Source organism: Geotalea uraniireducens Rf4 (genome assembly GCF_000016745.1).
In the GTDB taxonomy this organism is placed as follows: Bacteria; Desulfobacterota; Desulfuromonadia; order Geobacterales; family Geobacteraceae; genus Geotalea; species Geotalea uraniireducens.
Genome location: NC_009483.1, coordinates 2461596 through 2481896 on the forward strand (window position 1 = coordinate 2461596; position 20301 = coordinate 2481896).

Consider the following 20301-nt stretch of genomic DNA (forward strand, 5'->3'; position numbering starts at 1 on the left):
TTTAATATTTGGTTTTCGACTGATCGAGCCGTTATTGTTACAATAGTTGATCTTCAGAGGGTGAGATCAAGGGTTGTTACAAATATAACAATGTTATTTATTGCTGAAATCTGTTAAACTGCAACACTGTAAATCATCGGCATCTGAGGAAGGGTCGTCCATGGGTCGGGTGTTTAAATCGGTGTACAAGAAGTCATTCGCGAGACATTGAACCATAAACGGCTGATAAAGCGGGAGCCGGACATGATAAATCAGAAGAATATGCCTGAAGTGGTCTCTGAACTGCGCCATCGTGCGGAAGAGCAATTTATTGCTAAAAAGGGGGCGATAGTTCTTCCAGGTACAGAAAAAGATACGTTGGCACTCCTTCATGAATTTCAGATCCGCCAGATTGAGTTGGAGTTGCAGAACGAAGAACTGCGCAGGTCCAAGGAGGAACTGGAGACATCGCGGAATAAATACGCCCTCCTCTACGATTTTGCACCGGTGGGTTATTTCACTCTCAGCAGTGACGGTGCTATCCAGACTGTTAACCTGACCGGAGCCAACCTGCTGGGGATAGAACGTTCTCTCTTGGCTAACCAGCGCTTTGAGCATTTCGTTGCCGATGAAGACCGCCCCGCCTTCGCTGATTTCCTCCGGATGGTATTTCTGAGCCGGGACAAAGAGACGTGCAGGCTGAAGCTCTCGAAAGACGACAACCAGCCGCTTTTTGTACGGATAGAAGCAACGGCTGCCGAATCAGGGGAAGAGTGTCACGCTGCCCTAATGGACATTACAGAGCGCAGGCGGGCGGAAGAGGCCCTGCGGGACAGTGAATACAACCTGGCAAAGGCTCAGACAATGTCCCATGTTGGGTCTTGGCGCTCAGACCCCTTAACAGGCGCATTGAACGTCTCGGATGAAATGCTGCGCATTTTGCGTCTCGGCCACGATGAAGTTACGCAGGAAGCTTTTGCCAGCGTGGTTCATCCGGAAGACCTCGACACCGTCATGGACAACCTCCGGTTAGGAATCGAGCAAGGCAAAAACTACGAAATCGAACATCGTTTGCTGCTTAGAGACGGCACGTCAAAGTGGGTCTATACGATTGTCGAGCCGTCTGTCAACGCCGCTGGAAAAGTCGTGAAGCTGTACGGCACGACCCAGGACATAACCGAACGCAAGCAGGTCGAGGTCGAGTTAAGAAACCAAAAGAACGAATTGCAGGCGATATTCGATTCGGTCAACGATGGTATCATCATCTATGACCAAAACGGCTTGATTCAGCATCTCAATCACTTCTGTCAGCAGTTATTTCCACAGGAGGTCCTTCCGGGCAGATCTTGCAGGGATATCTTCCATACGGAAATCCCCTCATCGCCGCAAAATTGCCCCGTCGAACGGGCCCTTCGTGGCGAACGGGTGGAGACATCCATGGTTTCCGTGCGCGAAGGGCAGAAAACCACGTATATCGACATCACGGCCACCTCTATCGAAGGTGCACAGGGAGAGAAAAACCGGGCACTTGTCTTTTTCAGGGACATGACGGAAAAAAGATTTCAGGAACTGCAGCTGATTCAGAACGATAAAATGTCGAGCATCGGCGTGCTTGCCACCGGGGTCGCCCATGAAATCAACAATCCGCTCTCCTCGGTGGCAGGTTACGCAGAAGCGCTACTGCGCCGCTTCCGCGACGAGCCTGCACTGGGGGAGGACAAGCGGCTGGCGGCCTTTCCAAAGTACCTTGAGGTCATCATTCGGGAGTCTTATCACTGTAAGAGGATCATAGACTGTCTACTCAACTTTGGCAGAAAATCGGACGGTTCCGTCGGCAGGGTGGATATCAACGGGATCCTTTTGGAAATTCTGGAACTTTTAAGGCACCAGTGGAGCGGTGGATATATCGAAGTCGTGACCAACTTGAAGAAGAACATCCCTCTTATCCACGGCGATCCAACCGGACTTCGCCAGGTCTGCATGAACCTGCTGATGAACGCCCATCAGGCGAGCAAGGAGGGGGGGCTTGTGGAGATAACGACGGATTGCACGGATGATAAAATGGTCTGCGTCAAGGTCCGTGATACCGGCTGCGGTATAGCCCAGGATGTGATAGATCGGATCTGGGACCCATTCTTCACAACCAAAGAGGTCGGTAAAGGACTAGGTCTCGGTTTGGCCATTACCTACAATATCGTTAAGAGTCATGGAGGCGAAATCAGCGTGGAAAGCCATATCGGTGAAGGATCACAATTTACGTTGTATTTACCCGTCAACTGTGAGCAAGCGGGCAGAAAAGGTACGGATTTCTGATCTTTTTATGACAGTGTTGAATCTATGCAAACTCTATTGAATCAAACCCAGATCCATAACGCAGAGACGCGGAGACGCAGAGAAAAAGCTCTAAAAAACAAGCCGTTGATCTTCTCAGTGTCTGCGTTAAATTTATGTTTTCTGGACTTTGAATTTAAATACGATTGAACCAAAATATTTAGCTAAAGGTTGATAAATTACTGCCTGTACACCTCCTGCCGATGCCCCACTCTCACGACCCAGACGGTACGGTCGCCCGCTTTGTCTGTGATGATGTTGCCATGGTATAACCTCCCTTGTGACGTTGCATTCATCATAACACCATGACGTCATGACGTCATGACGTCAATATGCCTTCAAATCATCGCGCCCAGAACTCGGCGACATCCCTCAAGATGCTGTCGGAAACCAGATCTGCCACATCGGACTCGAACCAGTCAGCCGGCATCGACCGGCTGTAGCTCGCTTCCGTGAACCTGTTGTCCATCAGGACAATGAGCCCGCGGTCGGTCTCGGAGCGGATGACCCTCCCTGCGGCCTGAATTGCCTTGGCCATTGCCGGAATCGTGTAAGCATACTCGAAGCCGGCGCCGTACTGCCGTTGGTAATACTCCCTCATCTGTTCGCGTTCCAGATCGTAATTCGGTAACGGTGGGCCGATCACAAAGGCCCCGATCACCATCTCTCCTGCGTAGTCCATCCCCTCGGAGAACGAACCTCCCTGCACGGCAAACACGATCGTTGGAACGCTCCGGGCGCGGAGATGGCCCAGGATCTCCTCGACTCCGGAAGCCTTCATGCCCCGTTCCTGCCTCAGCACAGTGAACCCCTCGGGGGGCGGGAAGAGAACGACTACCCTCTCCAGGAATTCGAAACTCGGGAAAAAGACGAAATAGTTCCCACGGCGCAGTCCCGTTATCCTCTGGATGGCGTCGGCGATCTTCGCGTAGTTGCGCTCGCGATGGGCGTACCTGGTCGAGATTTGCGGGATGATCAGGAGCTTGCGCAGCTCTTTCGGGAAGGGGGATTGAAATTCCGCCGTCCTCACGTTCCCGGTATCCAGCCCGGAAAGCTTGGCGTAGTAGTCAAAGGGCTTCAGCGTTGCCGAAAACCCCACCACCTGTTCGTAGTCATCATAGCAATCCTTAAGCATTGCGGAGGCATCGCAACAGGTGATCTTCACCATGCCGCCGGTCGGATGTGGATGATAGGTGGTGAAGAACTCCTCTCTGTCAGGATCGACGACGTATTCCAGGGTCTCCGTGAACTCGGACCAGTAAAAAGAAAGGCGCAGAATTGCGTCCTCTTGCTCTATCTCCACATGGGAGTCGAGGTAGCGGGAGAGGGCGGCACGGAGTTTTGCCTCCTGCTCAAGAAAACGCTCCGCAGGCGGATCGATCCGCATCGGTTTTGAACTTTGACCTTTCCTGCAGGAGGCAACGGATTGAATGCAACCGTCGAGAAGCTCCTCTGCCTCGCGTTGAAAGCGAGGGGGTACTTTCCGGATCCCGTCACGCATTTTCTCCAGTATGACGGACGAGAGTGCCGGCGAATAGTAGTCCATGGCGCGGGCGGGAAGGTTATGGGCTTCGTCGATCACCAGGTTGGGCTTTCCTGTCTGATCGATGCCGACGGTCGTCATCCGGCCCAGTGCCGAGCGCGGGGCAAAGACGTAGTTGTAATCGCAGATGACGATGTCGGCTGCCTCTGCACTGTCGAGCTGCAATTCAAACGGGCAGACCTGGTATTCCGCGCCCAGGTCGCGAAACGTGCGGGCCCTCAACTTCCGCTTCTTCGCCAAAATATCCTGAAGCCCATGGGCATATGTTTTTGCGTAGTAATCGCGGGCATATTCACAGTATTCGGGATTGCACAACGGCTCGTTCTTGAAGCAGATCTTGCTTTTTGCCGTGATTGAGAGAGATTTGACGGCCGCACCCGTCTCCTGGAAACGGGTGACTGCGTCCTCGGCCACCGAGTGCTGACTGTTTTTCGGCGTGACGTAGACCACTTTCTGGCCCCGGCCCAGCGCCTCCTTCAGCACGGGATGGAGAACGCCGACGGTTTTTCCAAGACCGGTGGGTGCCTGGATGAGCATCGGTTTTCGCTCTGTCATTCCCTGTTCGATCTCATGCATGAGCTCGATCTGGCCGGGGCGCGGGTTAGCGAAAGGGAAGGTGAAACGTTCGGCAATCTTCCGTCTCCTGGCGGCACGCTTCTCGGCTTGTTTGGTTGCAGCGACAAGTTCGTCAAGGCGCAGCTCCAGCCATTTCTCGTAAAGCGGGAGATCGAGTTGGAGTTCAAGATCCTCGGACTCCCCGCCCCGGGAAGAGACGAGATGAAAGGTCAACGTGGGAAGAACATGGTGTCCGCGCCAGTAGAAGTAGCCGTAAGTCTGAAGTTGCAGGCAGTACGGATGGTCAAGCGGCTTGTCTGCGAGCCTGAGCGCAAGCTCCCGGATGTTGAAGCTGCTCTTGATTTCCTCGATCTTCGGCGGATCGTGCCTGAAAATCCCGTCCATCCGTCCGTCGATCCTGAATTGGTACCCATCCCTCTCGAACAGACTGCTGACCGGGACCTCGGCTTGGTAAGAAGCATCGGCCCTGGCTCTTTTCCTCTGCACGCGGACATGGATTTCCTGCCCGTCGGCAGCCGGGCGTCCGTAACCAGAATGAGCTTCAATGCTCCCGGTTCGCGGCGCCGGTAATGCAAAATCGCGGAGCGGGATGGTAATCAGTTTCATCGCTACTTCCATGTTTCCAAAGCAATATGGTTTGAACCCAAAAACGGCAGTTAGCCACGAATGACACGAATAAACACGAATGTTTTTAACCCCTTGTTAAGTCTTGAGTAGTCACCGATCTGGTGAGTGTCTTCTGCATCACAAGAGCTTGTATATTCGTGCAAATTCGTGGCTAGAATTCTTTCTTAACGGGTTCCAATCGGCTGAAATCCGGCGAGAAAGCCTGCTGCCGGTAGAAGTGTAATAGATTTTCCCCACAAGATAAAGGAGATAGATGGCAAGGCGGGATGATTCACAGTCAATGGCTCAATGATTGGCAAGGCACGACACGAGGGGGTATTTGTGTTGACAAAACTTAATTGATGTATCATAAGAAATTTGTAGTGCATTGGGCCGGGGTAATAATCCGGTGGTAGGGCAGCCGTTCCGTTTTGGGAGGATTTTTGTCACCATTTTCTCTCGCGACCCCCGTTTCAAAGCGAGCAAGCCAGCTGCTCGCCATTGCGACTGTCCTGACCATCGCCGCCTTCCTGTTTCGCCAGATCCACGAGATGGACATCTGGTGGCACCTGGCAATCGGCCGCGACATACTGGCCCGCCACGCCATCCCGATAATAGACAGCTTCAGCATAGCCGGAGCAGGCAGGCATTACCACGACTCCCACTGGCTGTTCCAGGTGGCTGCGGCAGTGATTCATGGCGCCGGCGGCATGGTCGGAATCCAGCTGTTCATGGTGCTGACCTGGGGGGTGACGTTATGGTTTTGCTACCGGAGCATGGACAGCACCGTGGCGATGCCGATCCGGCTCTTTCTCCTGTTTCTGACCGTAATGGCAGCATCGGAGCGTTTCCGGCCGCGTCCCGAGTTGTTCACGTACCTGATGATTGCCGTTTTCTTTTTCTCTTTGCGAGAACGCACGTTCCTCACCCGCCGGGGACAACTCCTCATCGGCCTTTTTCAGGTCATCTGGACCAACAGCCATGGTCTTTTCGTGCTCGGCCCCTTCATGGTACTCTGTGCCTGGCTGTCGGCTCTTCCGGACCGCTGGAGGGGCAAAAGCAACGATCTTGTTCCTCTCTCCCGTCTTTTGCTGCTTTGCATGTTCGCCACGATCATCTCCCCGTACGGCTGGGGGACCTGGCGATATGCCTTGCTGTTGGCCACTGAAGTGAAGGGGGGCGGGCCTGCCATATTCCGCTTCCTCGGAGAGCTGAGCCCGACCCTGGGCTTTGACACCATGTCCAAACCCGCCTTCTGGTTTTTTGCAGCTCTCTTCGTCCTTTGCCTGGCTACAATTATATTTGCCGCATGCCGGGGGCGCATCCGGACAAATTGGTTGCCCATGGTTGCAGGCATGGCATTGCTCGCCCTGAGCGGGCGCAGAAACATGGTTCTCTTCGCGCTCGTTGCCTCTCCGTTTATATGCGACCAATTGGCAATCCATGCCTGGCCACGAAAACCGGTATCTGCTCCCATAACTCTGATTGTGGCAGCAGCCGTACTTTTTTGGGGCTCTCTTCCGGTCTCCGGCATCTACTATACTTCCTTGCATCCAAAACCCACCCGCTTCGGACTCGGGGCGACGCCTTCCTATTTCCCCTATGGCTTGCCGGCTTTTCTTGAGAAAGTTTCTTTCCGGGGGCCGATATACAACTGCAACTTACTGGGAGGTTTTTATCTGTTTCATGGTTACCCTGAATTGCGCCCGCTGTTCGATGGGCGATGGGAAGTCTATGACCCGGCCACCCTGGATGAAATCATGGAGGCGGCGTACAATAAAAACCTGTGGCAAAAGATGCTCAGTCGATATGATTTCAAGGGCATACTGCTTCACCACGATGCAGCAGAGAGTCGCGGCTTGCTCCCCAGTTTGGCGGCGGACCCCATGTGGAGGCTTGTCTATCTGGATTATGCCGCCTCTTTCTGGATGAGGAGCGACCAGCCGGCGCTTCCCCCTCCTCTCGACCCGGCTCTCGTCGTCAGCAGGCCGGACCATCCCGTCAACTATTACGATTGCCTGAGTCTCGGGCGGTTTCTCTATTTGACTAATGCCTCCGCCGCCCGGATAGCCAATCTCAACCGCGCCCTCACCCTTGGCGTCGAGCGGGAATTCGTCCTGGAACTGCTTGGAGGGGCGTATCTGGATAGCGCTGATGATGTAAAAGCCGAAGCCGTTTTCACGGACCTTTTGCGACAATACCCCCGCAATGTCAAGGCGATGGTGAATATGGCCGTAATCTACGGTAATCGGGGAAACCTGCCGAAGGCAGAAATGTATCTGAACGACGCCATTCTGCATGATCCCGATAATGCAACGGCCAGGTCCAATTTGACCACACTCCGAAGGATAAAAAAAATGAATGCCGACCTTCTTCTCTCCTTGAACGGAGGAACTAAGGAGTAGCAATGCCGTCCGGATGTGCGTATCCCATCTTAAATGATGATAGTTGCCTTGATTTTTCCCGAGCGGATGATTATCATATATTCAACCTCAAGATAAACGAGAGGTATCCTACCGAAAAGGAGATAGGGACTTATGTGGACAGCGCAATTTATGATTCGGCCGGTTTCCCACTGCAAAGAGGGTTGCCCTAGCAAGCCCGCCGCCTGATCGCGACGGGCGTTCCAACGAGCCCCCTGTCTTTCAATGGCAGGGGGCTTTTTTTATGATAATATTGCTCCGGCAATTAAACATGTAAAACCCTGATGTAGGCGCAGGGCTTGCCCTGCGCCGATTGGGCGAGGCGAGCCTCGCCCCTACCATTGATATGTTTAATCACCGGTTCAATAATGTCCTCATAAAAGCGAAATTGGGATAAACTTTTGAAATACAACCATGGAGGTGATCATTTTGATTCCGTCAATCCTTCTTGCCGCCGCGCTGATTACCGGAACCCCTTATCATGCGTCACATCCGGTGCCGGAGGCTGCTGTTGCTTCTGATGCGGCAAAGGGTGAAGAAAAACAGCCGGAGAAGGACAAGAATGCGGCCGTCCCGGAAAAACCGGTGGTCACCAGGCATAAGGTTGTCGTGGAGAATAGGGAAATCGGGTACATGGTGACCACAGGCCATCTGCCGGTGATGAACGATGCCGGCGAAAGCGAAGCGCAGATCTTCTTTATTGCCTATACGGCTGACAACCCATCCCCCGGAATACGGCGGCCGCTCCTGTTCATCTTCAATGGCGGCCCGGGCGCGGCTTCGGTCTGGCTTCACCTGGGCGCTGTCGGTCCCAGGCGCGTCCAGATGCTTCCTGACGGTAGGATGCCGCCACCCCCTTACCAGTTGGTGGATAACGAATTCACCTGGCTGGATCAGGCCGATCTGGTCTTCATCGATCCGGTCGGCACCGGCTACAGTCGGGCGGTCAAGCCGGAGTTGACCAAGAAATTTGCCACGGTGCAGGGGGACATCGATTCGGTTGGCAGATTCATCAGGCTCTATCTGGCCCGTTACGGGCGCTGGAATTCGCCGTTGTTCCTGGTGGGGGAGAGCTACGGTGCGTTCCGCGCCGCCGGCCTTTCGGACTACCTTTTTGAGCACGGCGCCGCCCTGAACGGGATCATCCTCATCTCTTCCGTCATGAACATGCAGGCCATTTCGTTCGACCAGGGTAACGATCTCCCCTATGAACTGTTCCTGCCCAGCTACACGGCCACTGCCTGGTACCATAAGAAACTCTCTCCGGACCTTCAGGGTGATCTGGACAAGACGCTTGCGACCGTTGAGAACTGGGCTGCAACCGGGTATCTGACCGCCCTCGGCAAGGGAGATACTCTCTCTCCGGAAGAGAGGCGAACGGTGGTCGAGAAGCTATCCGCATTCACGGGGTTGGATAAATCCTATATCGACAACCGCAACTTGCGCATCGACAACAGGAGCTTTGTCAGAGACCTTTTGCGCGATCAGAGGCAAGTGGTCGGGTTTATGGACAGCCGGTTCACGGCGGCGAACCTGGACCCGGCGGCTCCTTTCGGGTTTGACCCGACCGTAGCTACGATCCGCGCCCCGTATACGGCCACTTTCAACGACTATGTCCGTCGTGAGCTCGGATTCAAGTCTGACCTGGAATACTTCACCTTGGGCGGAGGGATCGGACGTTGGGACTGGGAGGCGAAAAACGGTTACGCCGACAGCAGTGAGAATTTGCGCAATGCCTTTGCCAAAAACCCGTACATGAAGCTTTTCGTGGCATCGGGCTGCTTCGACCTGGCAACCCCGCATTTTTCCACGGAATATACCATAAACCACCTGGGTCTGACCCCGGCCCTGAGGGGAAACATAACAACCCGTCGATACAGGGCAGGGCACATGATGTATCTGGACAGGACGTCGCTTTCCCAGTTGAAAAAGGATGTTGCGGCGTTTATCGCAGGTGCTCTGGTAGAGCGATGAATGTATCAGGAACTGCCCCAAAGATGACGATTCTTTCAGCATCACCTCCTGAATCGAGCGGTGTTCCTTCTGTTACATCCAGAAGGGGAGGGGGCTTGGTTTGGCCTTGGGTCATCTGCTTGATTATCGGCGTAGCGCTCTCTCTCGCATCTCCCTTTATGGCCGCTGCAGACGAAGTTCAGCAAAAAACCTCGCGGGTGGTCATCGTCGGCGGCGATCGTGACTATCCGCCTTATGAGTTCATCGACAAGGACGGCCATCCCGCCGGCTACAACGTTGAATTGACCAAGGCAATTGCCGAGGTGATGGGAATGAAGGTCGAGTTTCGGCTCGGCAGCTGGTCGGAAATGCGCAGCGCCCTGCAGAGCGGAAAGGTCGACGTGCTCCAGGGGATGTCCTACTCGGTGGAGCGGTCAGCGACGGTCGATTTTTCCCTGCCGCACACCATCGTCAATCATGCCATTTTTGCCCGCCGTGATTCGCCGATGATAAACTCACTCGACGAACTGGACGGGAGGGCGGTAGTCGTGCACCGGGGCGGAATCATGCACGACTACCTGGTGCGCAAGGGTTTTACCGGAAAACTGGTCCTTACCGACACTCCTGCGGACGCCCTGCGCCAGCTCTCCTCGGGAAAACACGACTACGCCGTAGTTGCCATCGTACCCGGGATGTACATTATCCGCGAACTGAAGCTGACCAACCTGATTCCGGTCGTTCGGAACGTAGCCACCCACCGCTACTGTTACGCAGTGGCCAAGGGGAATGCGGAACTCCTTTCCCGCTTCAACGAGGGTATGGCCATCCTCAAAAAGACCGGTCAGTATGAGGCGATTTACAACAAATGGCTCGGCGTTCTCGAACCGCCCGGCGTTTCGTGGAAACAACTTGCCAAGTACGGCGCAATCGTAGTCGGTCCGCTCGTTCTTCTCCTGGGTGGTTTCGCCCTCTGGTCCCGTACTCTGCATCGTCAGGTGGCCTTGCGTACCGCCGACCTGACGCGGGAAATAGCCGAGCGGCGCAATGCGGAGGAGGAGTTGCGCCTCAATCAGCAGCAACTGGTCCAGGCTGACAAGATGGCCGCCCTGGGCATCCTCGTGTCCGGCGTGGCCCATGAGATCAACAACCCCACCGGCCTGATCCTGCTTGAGGTTCCCAGTCTGAAACGGTTCTTCACGGACGCCTCAAAGGTCCTGGAACGGTACTACCAGGAGAACGGCGACTTCACCTGCGGCGGACTCCCCTATTCGCGCATGCGGGAAGAGATCCCGCGCAGCCTTGATAAGCTTCAGGACTCCGGCAAGCGGATCAGGCGCATCGTGGACGATCTCAAGGACTTTGCCCGGCAAGGTGATACCGCCTGCAACGAGATCGTGGACCTTAATGTGGTGGCGCAGGCGGCTGTGCGTCTGGTCGAGCCGTCCATCCGCAAGGCGACCGACTGCTTCAACGCCCGGTACGGTGAACATCTGCCCAAAATACGGGGCAACGCCCAGCGCATCGAGCAGGTGCTGGTCAACCTGATCCTCAATGCCTGCCAGGCCCTGCCGGATACTGGTCGGTGCATCGAACTCGCCACCTATTACGATCCGGGCCGGGGGATCGTCGCCTTCCGTCTGCGGGACGAAGGGATCGGCATCTCCCCTGAGCACTTGTCACGCCTGACCGACCCGTTTTTCACCACCAAGCGGGATATGGGGGGGACCGGACTGGGTCTGTCGGTCTCGGCCGGAATCGTCAAGGAACATGGCGGGACCCTCGAGTTCGATTCGACCCCCGGCAGCGAAACCACCGTAACGATGACTTTGCCTGCATACAAGGAGGATAAAACCCTGTGAGCGAGACTGTATATCCCGATTTCGGCATACTTCTGGTCGACGACGAACCGGACTGGCTCGGCTCTCTTGCCCTGACCCTGGAGTCCTGCGCGGGAATCTGCAACATCGCGACCTGCTGCGACAGCCGCCAGGTCATGGCCATACTCGATGAAGGGCGCATCGGCCTTGTCCTGCTCGACCTGACCATGCCGCACCTGTCGGGTGAGGATCTGCTGGAACTGATTGCCGAACGGCATCCCGAAATCACCGTCATCGTCGTCAGCGGCCTGAACCAGGTCGAGACCGCCGTCCGCTGCATGAAGCGCGGCGCGTTCGACTATTTCGTCAAGACCGACGACGAGGACCGGATGATCGGCGGAGTGCTCCGGGGTGTGCACATGCAGGAGCTTCAACGGGATCACCGGGAAATGGCCAGCCGCTTCTGTTCGCCCGAAATCCGGCATCCCGAGGTTTTCGACGCCATCGTCACGGGCGATCGGGCCATGCAGGCCATATTCGCCTATGTGGAAGCTGTGGCCAAGAGCCCGCAGCCGCTGCTGATAACTGGCGAGAGTGGCGTCGGCAAGGAACTCATCGCCCGCGCCGCCCACAGGCTGAGCGGCTGCCGGGGAAAGCTGGTGACGGTGAACGTGGCCGGGCTCGACGACACGGTCTTTGCCGATACCCTGTTCGGTCACGTGCGGGGCGCCTTTACCGGCGCCGAACAGGTACGGCGCGGTATGGTGGAGGAAGCAGCCGACGGCACCCTTTTTCTGGACGAGATCGGCGATCTGAGCATCTCCTCCCAGGTGAAACTCCTGCGACTGCTTCAGGAGGGGGAATATTTCCCGCTCGGCAGCGACCTGCCCAAGCGCCTCAAGGCCCGGGTCATCGTCGCCACCCATCAGAACCTGTCGGCCAAGGAGGGGACGGGCGCATTCCGCCGTGATCTCTACTTCCGCCTCCGCACCCACCACGTCCATGTGCCGCCGCTCCGGGAAAGGAGAGGGGACATTCCCCTGCTGCTGGATCATTTCCTGGAAGAGGCGGCCCGGGCACTGGGCAAGAAAAAGCCGACCCCGCCAAAGGGTCTGGCCCAGTTTCTCGCCACCTATGGCTTCCCCGGCAATGTCCGCGAACTCAAGGCCATGGTCTATGATGCCGTCAGTGTGCACCGCGACCGCATGCTCTCCATGGACTCCTTTGTCAAGGCCGTGGAGCGTTCCCAGGCAGAGGCCGGTCCAGCCGCTGTTACCCCTCCCAAAGAAAACCCCTTCGCCGGGTTCGACGAACTCCCCACCTTCAGCGATGCCGCTGCATTCCTGGTGATGGAGGCCATGAACCGCGCCAACGGTAACCAGACCCTGGCTGCGCGCCTGTTGGGCATATCCCAGCCGGCGCTCTCCAAGCGATTGAAGATGCGGCAATCTATTTGAGGATAAGGGGAGGGGGCCGGTTGTATAGCGCGGAACCCCGGGGGCATCCTAATCCTGCTTGCGTTCGGGAAAGTTACTGAAAACCATGACGATCCCCGTGATATCCCCCCGGTCGTCCCTGATGGGCGCGGCACAGCCGCCAATCGGTATCTCGTCTCCTTCTTTGTTGATGAAAGTGACATAATCCCTGGGAAGATTTATGATGATGCCGTCTTTGATGATTTGCTCCAGATGTTGCCTTTGCAAGGTCTGCTTTTCGCTGCCTATGATTTTAATCACATCCGTAATACTTTTGCCGACAGCGTCTTCCCGGCTCCACTTGGAAATTTTTTCTGCGGCATAATTCATGAAGGTAATGCGCCCCTCGGTATCGGTGGTGACAACCGCATTACCTATGCTCTTAAGCGTTGCGGCAAACCACTGTTCCATCTCCTTCAACTTGCTTTCCATCTCATGCTTGTAGAGGGCGATCCCGATTGCCACATGCAGATCTCTTTCCTTGAACGGCTTGAGTATGTATCCGAAAGGCTCCGTCAGTTTTGCGCGTTGCAGGGTTTTTTCATCTCCATAGGCGGTAACGTATACCACGGGAATATTGAAGCGGGTATGGATCTGTCCGGCTGCCTCTATGCCGTCCATCTCCCCCTTCAGAACGATGTCCATCAGTACCAGGTCGGGTTTGGTCTCTTCCGCCTTCCTGATGGCCTCTTCACCGGAGGATGCCTTGCCGGCGACCGTGTATCCCATGTTCTTGAGATTTTCTTCTTCATGGAGCGCGACAATCGCTTCATCTTCCACAATCAGGATCTTATGCCCCGTCATGAGCCTTATCCTCTTTCTTTGTAGAGTAACTCGGAGAATCTGATGGTGAATGTTGACCCTCCGGCTCGATCGAGTTCGATCGTCCCATCCAGCTGGCTTATCAGTGAGATTACCAGTTTCAAACCGAGGGTTTCGGTATTTGAGAAGTCTGCATTTTCCGGGAAGCCGATACCGTTATCACTGACAATCAACTCGTATTTCCCTTCAATCTGCGGTTGAAGGGAAAGTACGATCTCACCCGTTCTGCCTCCCGGAAATGCATGCTTCAGGCAATTGGTCACCAGTTCATTGATTATCAGGCCGCATGGGATAGCGGTGCTGACATTAAGATTAACATCGGCAACCTTTATGACGGCTTTTATCTGTTCATCGTTGATTCCAAAGGATATATACAGGTTGGTTATCAAATCGCCGATATAGCCGGCCATGGGAATAACCGTTAAATCCTTTGACTGGTAAAGTTTTTCATGGATCAGCGCCATGGTATCCACACGGCTCTGACTCTCCTTGAAAGCCATCAGAATCTCTTTGTCAGTGGCACGCGCCGACTGGAGGTGGAGCATGCTTGAAATGACCTGCAAATTATTCTTCACCCGGTGGTGGATTTCCTTCAGGAGGGTTTCCTTTTCCTTGAGTGACCCCCTGAGTTGCTCCTCGGCCATCTTTCGTTCGGTGATGTCCTGGATGATCCCGTCTATATAGTGTATTTCATGCTTTTCGTTGAAGAAGGGCCGGGTGTGAAGCAGCACCCACAGTTTGCTTCCGTCTTTCCTGTAAAATTCCACTTCAAAATTCTTCACATCCGATCCGCTCTGCATCAGTTCGTACAATTCCTCGCGGCGTTGCGGGGTTACATACAATTGCCGCCTGATGTCGGTTATGTTCTCGATTACATCTTCCGGGTTGTCGTATCCTAAAATAGCGGCGGTGGCGGGGTTGCAGCTGATAAATCTCCCCTCGGGAGTTGTCTGGTAAATGCCTTCGGTGGCGTTTTCGAAGATGCCGCGGTACTTTGCCTCGGCAAGTCTTTCCTGTTCGAGGGCTTTTTCCATGTTCGTATAATAGATGTGGTTTTCTATCGATGAGGACAACAGTCCCACGAGGTTCCCCATGCCAAGCAGCGCTTCCTCGCTATCGCTTACCCTTTGGTAAAATTCCGCATTCCCGGCCGAATTCCCGACCGCCAGAAGAGCAGGGGGGCTACCGTTGGAGCCGATGGGGTAGATCAGATATTCGTTCATACGCAATTTTGCACGGAACTCCGCAAGGTCCTTTTGTTCGGAGCCTGTTTTACAGATGAGATATTCACTGCCATCAAACAGGGGCGACAGAAAAGCATCGTTCTGCGCTATAATGAGCTCCGTTACAGCGCTCTTCTCCTCCTGATCGTAATAACCGCCAATGGCACAGACGGCATAAAGGCCCATATTTTCAAATTGCTGAAAAAAAAGGACCCTCTCATATTCAAGGTTGTAGATGACATATTCGGTAACATATTCGAAAATTTTTCCGATATCGAAGGTGGCATTGAGCTTTCTGTTCAATTCGTAGAGATCTTTATATTCTTTAAGCTGAGCATCGAGTTCCTCCTGGTACGCATAGAGCTTACCCTCCGTCTTGATCAGCCGTTTGACCTGCTGGGCAAGGGCCTCTTTTTCCATCTGCAGCGTCGCTATCTCGACGGCCTCTGGTGCAGAATTCCCGGTAACGGTCTCTTTTTTCATGATTCCCGCTCTTTACAGCATACTGCGCTGATTACGGACGTGAAGTTGTGAAAACAATTATACTTCGTGATCGGGCCGATTTCGCCATAAGTGTAAAAACCCATCCACGGGATATCTCCTCCGATGTCTTTCTGAAGAGACCTGATCAGTTCGATCTTCTCCCCCTCGCGAAAAACGACCTTTCCCCGGCCGACGCATTCGAATTGCAGAACGAATTTCGGCTTCCGGGTTCCTGTCTTGTCCTTTATCTGTCGGGAGATTGCCTTCATGCCGCTCGTTATCAATTCCTTGTCGCGGCGAACCAGCCAGAGGTCGGTGCCTTCCCGGACATCGGACTGTATTGTTACAGATCCTTCCCGATCGTCCTTTCCCACTATGTACCTGATGATGTATTCTTCATAACCCTTCCTTAGATGCTCAGGGGTTTTGAATCCAAGACATATATTCAAAGTCGTTTTGTTCCAGTGGTCAATCCAGTCTTCTTCAAAGTAGTCCTTAAGGGCTTCGAGGGCCGGAACCCCGTCGATCTCGTAGATGATGTTTCCCTTGCTTCGTGTGATCGTGCGTTTGGTTCCGATCGGGACACAGCCGTGGTTTATTCCCCAGGCAACATCCCCTTTGCCCGACATGACAACACACGAAATGCCCTCGGAAAAAACATCATCGTCGTGGTACTGGTAGGTTTTCTGGGATGTCCAGTTGTCCGCAGCCAATCCGCCGAAAAGAGGGAGCGGGCTTTTGCTGCGCAGTGATTTATCGAACGCCGCCCAAAAAGGATCGAAATCAAAAACCAGCCCGTCGGCAAAAAGAAAGCAGGCGATGTCGTCGGAAGTCAACAATGGATTCACCTCTTCTGCCAGGCGCTCTCCGGCTTTATAGGATTGCCCGGCTATTTCTTTTACGCGGGCGTTTTTGAACCGAAGCTCGTCCGAGCTGATCGCCATGACTGAAACGCCAAAGTTGGTTTCGATAACGGTTTCCTGCGTTATTATTCCTTCGCCCGAGCAACCGCTTAAAGGAGCCCGTGAAGTTGCTTCTCTTATCGCTTTTATCAGGACCTTCTGGTTATACCCGACGGTAGCAAACACGAAGACAAAATCGGGTTTGTCGATCTTTGCCTGCTCCAGGGCTTTCCGGGCGGCCTCTTTACCTGCTACTGCCGGATCCCTGTGAAAGCTATGACCCACACCTGCACTTGTTCCCATACGGATGCCTCACTTTCATGTTTCTATTCAACACAATCTTGGTGTTATTTAGTTTCCATCCGGAAACCCCGGATGAGAAACTATTTAAGAATCATCCCTTGCACTGAGGATAACATAAAGTTCATTGTTGTCACTGCCGGCCAACGAAGTATGATAACCAGCGGTTATAACCATAACAACAGGTTATAACCGCACCTATCTAGCTGAAATCGCTGCAAATACTGCTCGCAAGACCCTGTTTCCATATCCTTCGGTTATGCCGGTTCCTTCCGTCCGCAAGCGTTCATATTCTATTTTACCCAGTATAATCGGCATGTTACATATTTCGCCATCATTGGCATTGTCCCTGCTCTGGTAAGGATAGATCAGGTGCGGACCTCAACGGCTCCGCCAATCTTAACCCAACAGTGGAGGTCCTTATGTTAATGTTCTGGATCCAATTCGTCCTCGTCCTCGGTGCAATACTACTCGGCATCCGTAAGGGTGGTGTGGCACTCGGCATGATCGGCGGCCTGGGCGTTGCGGTGCTGTCGCTCGGCTTCAGAGTCGCACCCTCCGAGCCCCCCATTGCCGTGATGCTGATTATCCTGGCGGTGGTCACCGCCTCGGCCACCTTGCAAGTGGCGGGCGGCCTCGATTACCTCGTGCAGCTCACGGAAAAAATGTTGCGCGCCAATCCCAAATACGTCACCATCCTGGCGCCGCTTTCCACCTTTTTCCTCACGGTTTGCGTCGGGACCGGCCACGCGGTCTACGCGCTGCTCCCGGTGATCGCGGACGTGGCGCTGAAGACCGGTATCCGGCCGGAGCGTCCCATGGCCATATCCAGCGTCGCTTCCCAGATGGGGATCACGGCCAGCCCGGTGGCCGCCGCAGTGACGACTTTCCTGGCCGTCGCCGTTAAAGCCGGCCAACCGATAGGGCTGTTCGATATCCTCAGGGTTACCCTGCCTGCCGGCGTGGTCGGTGTGGTGGCGGCCGCCGCCTGGAGCTACAACCGTGGCAAGGACCTGGACAAGGACCCCGCCTATCAGGAACGGCTGAAAGATCCCGAATTCAGAGCGTCCCTTGACGTTTCCGTCACGACCTTGGGCAAGGAGATCTCCACCAATGCCAAGATTTCAGTCGCACTCTTCTTCTGCGGCGTGCTCACCATCGTGCTCTTCGCCCTCTATCCCCAGCTGCTCCCGAGCGTAAACGGCAAGCCTGTCCCCATGACTACGGTGGTGCAGTTCGTGATGCTCTCATATGGCGCCTTCATCCTGTTCGCAACCGGTGTCAAGGCAAAGGATATCGCCCACTCCAGCGTTTTTATCGCGGGCATGATCGCAGTTGTGTCCATCTTCGGCATCGCCTGGATGAGCGATACCTTCGTCAGCGCCAACAAGATCTTCCTGGTGGATAAAATCGGCATGATGGTCAAGATTGCGCCCTGGACCTTCGCCATTGCCATGTTCTGCGTGTCCGCATTTGTCAAGAGCCAGGCAGCCACGCTCATCATCATGCTGCCGTTCGGGCTCGCCCTCGGGTTACCGATCCCGCTGCTCCTGGGGCTGATCCCTGCCAGTTACGCCTACTTCTTCTTCGCCTTCTACCCCAGCGACCTGGCCGCCATCAACATGGACCGCACCGGCACCACCCGGATCGGCAAGTACCTCCTCAATCACAGCTTCATGATTCCCGGCTTTATAGGGGTCGGCGTATCAACGGTGGTGGCGTACATGATCTCGCGGGTGGTGTTCTAACCAATCCTTTGCTGATGTTATTTTATAACCCGATATCGCAGCAGGAATAACCCTTGCGGGGTACCCTTGCTGCGATATCGGGTTTTTTTTGCAACTTCCTTGAGACCCAAATTAGACCAAAGAAATATTGTTATTTTTTTCGGGTAATGATATCTATTTATATGCAAACTACGCCGACGTTGGATAAAGTCTCGAATTTACAAATCAGCTAAAATCTCATCATAAAAGGTGAAACGCATGTACAAATTGAAAGTTGAAACATCCTTTGCCGCTGCCCATTGCCTTATTCACTATCAGGGTGATTGCGAAAACCTTCACGGCCATAACTGGAAAGTAGAGGTTACTGTGACGGCGATGGAACTGGATAAAGCCGGCCTGGGGATTGACTTTAAAATCCTCAAGGGGGAGACCAATACCCTCTTGAAAACCCTCGATCACAAATATCTGAACGAACTTCCGCCATTTATTGAAAGTTCCCCGTCGTCGGAAAACATAGCCCGCTATCTCTACCGGGAGCTTGCCAATAAGTTCAATAACGGCAACGTAAAGTTGGATATGGTGACCGTCTGGGAATCTGACTTCGCCAGCGCCAGTTATTATGAATAATCGTCAGGCCGAAATGATCGAGCTTTTCTCTTCCATCCAGGGAGAGGGAATGCTGGTGGGGTTGCGCCAGATATTTATCCGCCTTTGCGGGTGCAATTTTACGTGTAATTATTGCGACACCGAAAGCAATGTCTCTGTCGAATTCTGTCAGATGGAAGGGACACCGGGGCGGCGTGATTTTATACAAGTAAAAAATCCTGTTGCCCTGGAGCGTTTGACGTGTCTCATAAGCGGCTGGCAGCGGGGTTGGCCGGGCATCCATCATTCCATCAGCATAACAGGCGGTGAACCGCTTCTGCATTACGAACTGCTACAAGAATGGTTGCCCGTGCTGAGGGAGTTTCTCCCCATCTACCTGGAAACAAACGGGGTCCTGCACAAAGAGCTTTCACAGGTCATCTCCCACATCGATCATGTGGGCATGGATATAAAGATTCCCTCCACATCCGGTTGCGCAGATTTGTGGAAGGACCATGAGGCGTTTCTCCGCATCGCCGCCGCTAAGAACGTTTTTGTCAAGGCCGTGATCGGGAATAACACAGAAGATTGGGAAATAATCAAGGCTAGTGAAATAATTGCCTCTATTGATAATGCCATTCCACTTATCCTCCAGCCTCTGACGAATCCCGATGGGAAAATTGATATCGCACCGGTAAAAATGCTGGAATTGCAGGAAACAGCCAGCATATTTTTAAAAGAGGTGCGCATCATTCCCCAGACCCACAAATTTATCGGCCAACTGTGAAGACGATTCGATGATTATCGAAGAGATGACGATGGGGGATTTCGAGGAGGGGCTGAAGCGTACCCGGACAGTCTATATCCCTTTCGGTTCGGTCGAGGAGCACGGCTATCATTTGCCGCTCTCAACCGACACCATCCAGGCCTACGAAGTAGGCAAACGGGCTGCGGAGATCATCCCCCTGTTCGTTGCGCCGCCCATCCATTACGGCTGCTGCCGCTCCACGGCTTGCCATCCCGGCACCATCTCCATAACAACCGCAACATTGAAGGCGCTCCTCAAGGATATTGTCCGTTCGTTCCATAGCCACGGCATGCGTAATTTCATCGTCTTGACCGGCCATGCAGGCGGGGCGCACAAAATGGCTCTGCAGGATGCCGGCGAAGAGCTTATTGCTGAATTATTGGATATCAGGATGGCGGTCGTGACCGAATACGACCTGGCCAAGGATGCGGGGAGGGAGCTCGTCGAGACCGCCGGCGACGCCCATGCAGGCGAGATCGAGACTTCCCGGATCATGCATTCTCATCCGCAACTAGTGAACGGGACGGGGGAGAGGGAATTCCCGAGCTTTCCGGTCGGTATCCTGGTGAGGGACAAGAGACGATTCTGGCCGAACGGCGTCTGGGGAGATCCGACGAAGGCTTCAGCGGAAAAGGGGAAGCGGCTGGAGCAACTGGTGACGGCAAAAGTCGTGGACCTGGCCAGAGCCCTGGAGGCGTTCGAAGAGTGATTGAAGTTAGCCCATAAGGTCGCGAAAGGCGGCCTTTTT

General features: G+C 54.2%; 13 protein-coding genes. 9 read left to right on the forward strand and 4 right to left on the reverse strand.

Translation table 11 applies throughout. From position 1 onward, the window contains the following. Positions 1–243: 243 nt before the first annotated feature. Complete coding sequence (locus GURA_RS10700; RefSeq protein ID WP_011939000.1) at positions 244–2292, forward strand: PAS domain S-box protein; 2049 nt, start codon at positions 244–246, stop codon at positions 2290–2292. A 361-nt stretch (positions 2293–2653) separates the two neighbouring features. Here the strand turns inward: GURA_RS10700 and GURA_RS10705 are convergent, their stop codons facing one another. Further along, positions 2654–5035, reverse strand: a complete 2382-nt coding sequence (locus GURA_RS10705) for an ATP-dependent DNA helicase (protein WP_232279001.1) — start codon at positions 5033–5035, stop codon at positions 2654–2656. A 443-nt stretch (positions 5036–5478) separates the two neighbouring features. On the opposite strand from GURA_RS10705, the gene GURA_RS10710 reads away from it, so the two are divergent. The 4 genes from GURA_RS10710 (at position 5479) to GURA_RS10730 (ending at position 12685) form a co-directional block, all read left to right on the forward strand. After that, entirely contained in the window at positions 5479–7440 is a 1962-nt protein-coding gene (locus tag GURA_RS10710; RefSeq protein ID WP_011939002.1) for a tetratricopeptide repeat protein, read from the forward strand. Between the two features lie 438 nt (positions 7441–7878). Next, positions 7879–9432, forward strand: coding sequence for a S10 family peptidase (locus tag GURA_RS10720; RefSeq protein ID WP_232279023.1), 1554 nt, complete (start codon positions 7879–7881; stop codon positions 9430–9432). Between the two features lie 23 nt (positions 9433–9455). Then, complete coding sequence (locus tag GURA_RS10725; RefSeq protein WP_011939004.1) at positions 9456–11270, forward strand: transporter substrate-binding domain-containing protein; 1815 nt, start codon at positions 9456–9458, stop codon at positions 11268–11270. Continuing rightward, entirely contained in the window at positions 11267–12685 is a 1419-nt protein-coding gene (locus tag GURA_RS10730) for a sigma-54-dependent transcriptional regulator (RefSeq protein WP_011939005.1), read from the forward strand. Before GURA_RS10725 ends, GURA_RS10730 begins: the two co-directional genes overlap by 4 nt. A gap of 48 nt (positions 12686–12733) precedes the next feature. Here GURA_RS10730 and GURA_RS10735 read toward each other — a convergent pair whose 3' ends face one another. The 3 genes from GURA_RS10735 to GURA_RS10745 are packed head-to-tail and all read right to left on the reverse strand — an operon-like array spanning position 12734 to position 16436. Further along, positions 12734–13507, reverse strand: coding sequence for an ATP-binding response regulator (locus GURA_RS10735; RefSeq protein ID WP_011939006.1), 774 nt, complete (start codon positions 13505–13507; stop codon positions 12734–12736). Positions 13508–13512: 5 nt separating this feature from the next. Then, complete coding sequence (locus GURA_RS22815) at positions 13513–15231, reverse strand: sensor histidine kinase (protein ID WP_011939007.1); 1719 nt, start codon at positions 15229–15231, stop codon at positions 13513–13515. After that, positions 15228–16436: an FIST signal transduction protein gene (locus GURA_RS10745; protein ID WP_011939008.1), complete on the reverse strand. Its 1209-nt coding sequence runs from the start codon at positions 16434–16436 to the stop codon at positions 15228–15230. Before GURA_RS10745 ends, GURA_RS22815 begins: the two co-directional genes overlap by 4 nt. Before the next feature lie 419 nt (positions 16437–16855). On the opposite strand from GURA_RS10745, the gene GURA_RS10750 reads away from it, so the two are divergent. The 4 genes from GURA_RS10750 (at position 16856) to GURA_RS10765 (ending at position 20262) form a co-directional block, all read left to right on the forward strand. After that, positions 16856–18181 carry an anaerobic C4-dicarboxylate transporter gene (locus tag GURA_RS10750; protein WP_011939009.1) on the forward strand — a complete coding sequence of 442 codons (1326 nt, stop codon included), beginning with the start codon at positions 16856–16858 and terminating at the stop codon, positions 18179–18181. A gap of 237 nt (positions 18182–18418) precedes the next feature. Then, positions 18419–18787, forward strand: a complete 369-nt coding sequence (gene queD / locus GURA_RS10755) for a 6-carboxytetrahydropterin synthase QueD (RefSeq protein ID WP_011939010.1) — start codon at positions 18419–18421, stop codon at positions 18785–18787. Next, positions 18780–19532, forward strand: a complete 753-nt coding sequence (locus GURA_RS10760) for a 7-carboxy-7-deazaguanine synthase QueE (RefSeq protein ID WP_011939011.1) — start codon at positions 18780–18782, stop codon at positions 19530–19532. The genes queD and GURA_RS10760 overlap by 8 nt, the downstream gene beginning before the upstream one ends. 10 nt (positions 19533–19542) lie before the next feature. Beyond that, positions 19543–20262, forward strand: coding sequence for a creatininase family protein (locus GURA_RS10765; RefSeq protein ID WP_011939012.1), 720 nt, complete (start codon positions 19543–19545; stop codon positions 20260–20262). Positions 20263–20301 lie beyond the last annotated feature (39 nt).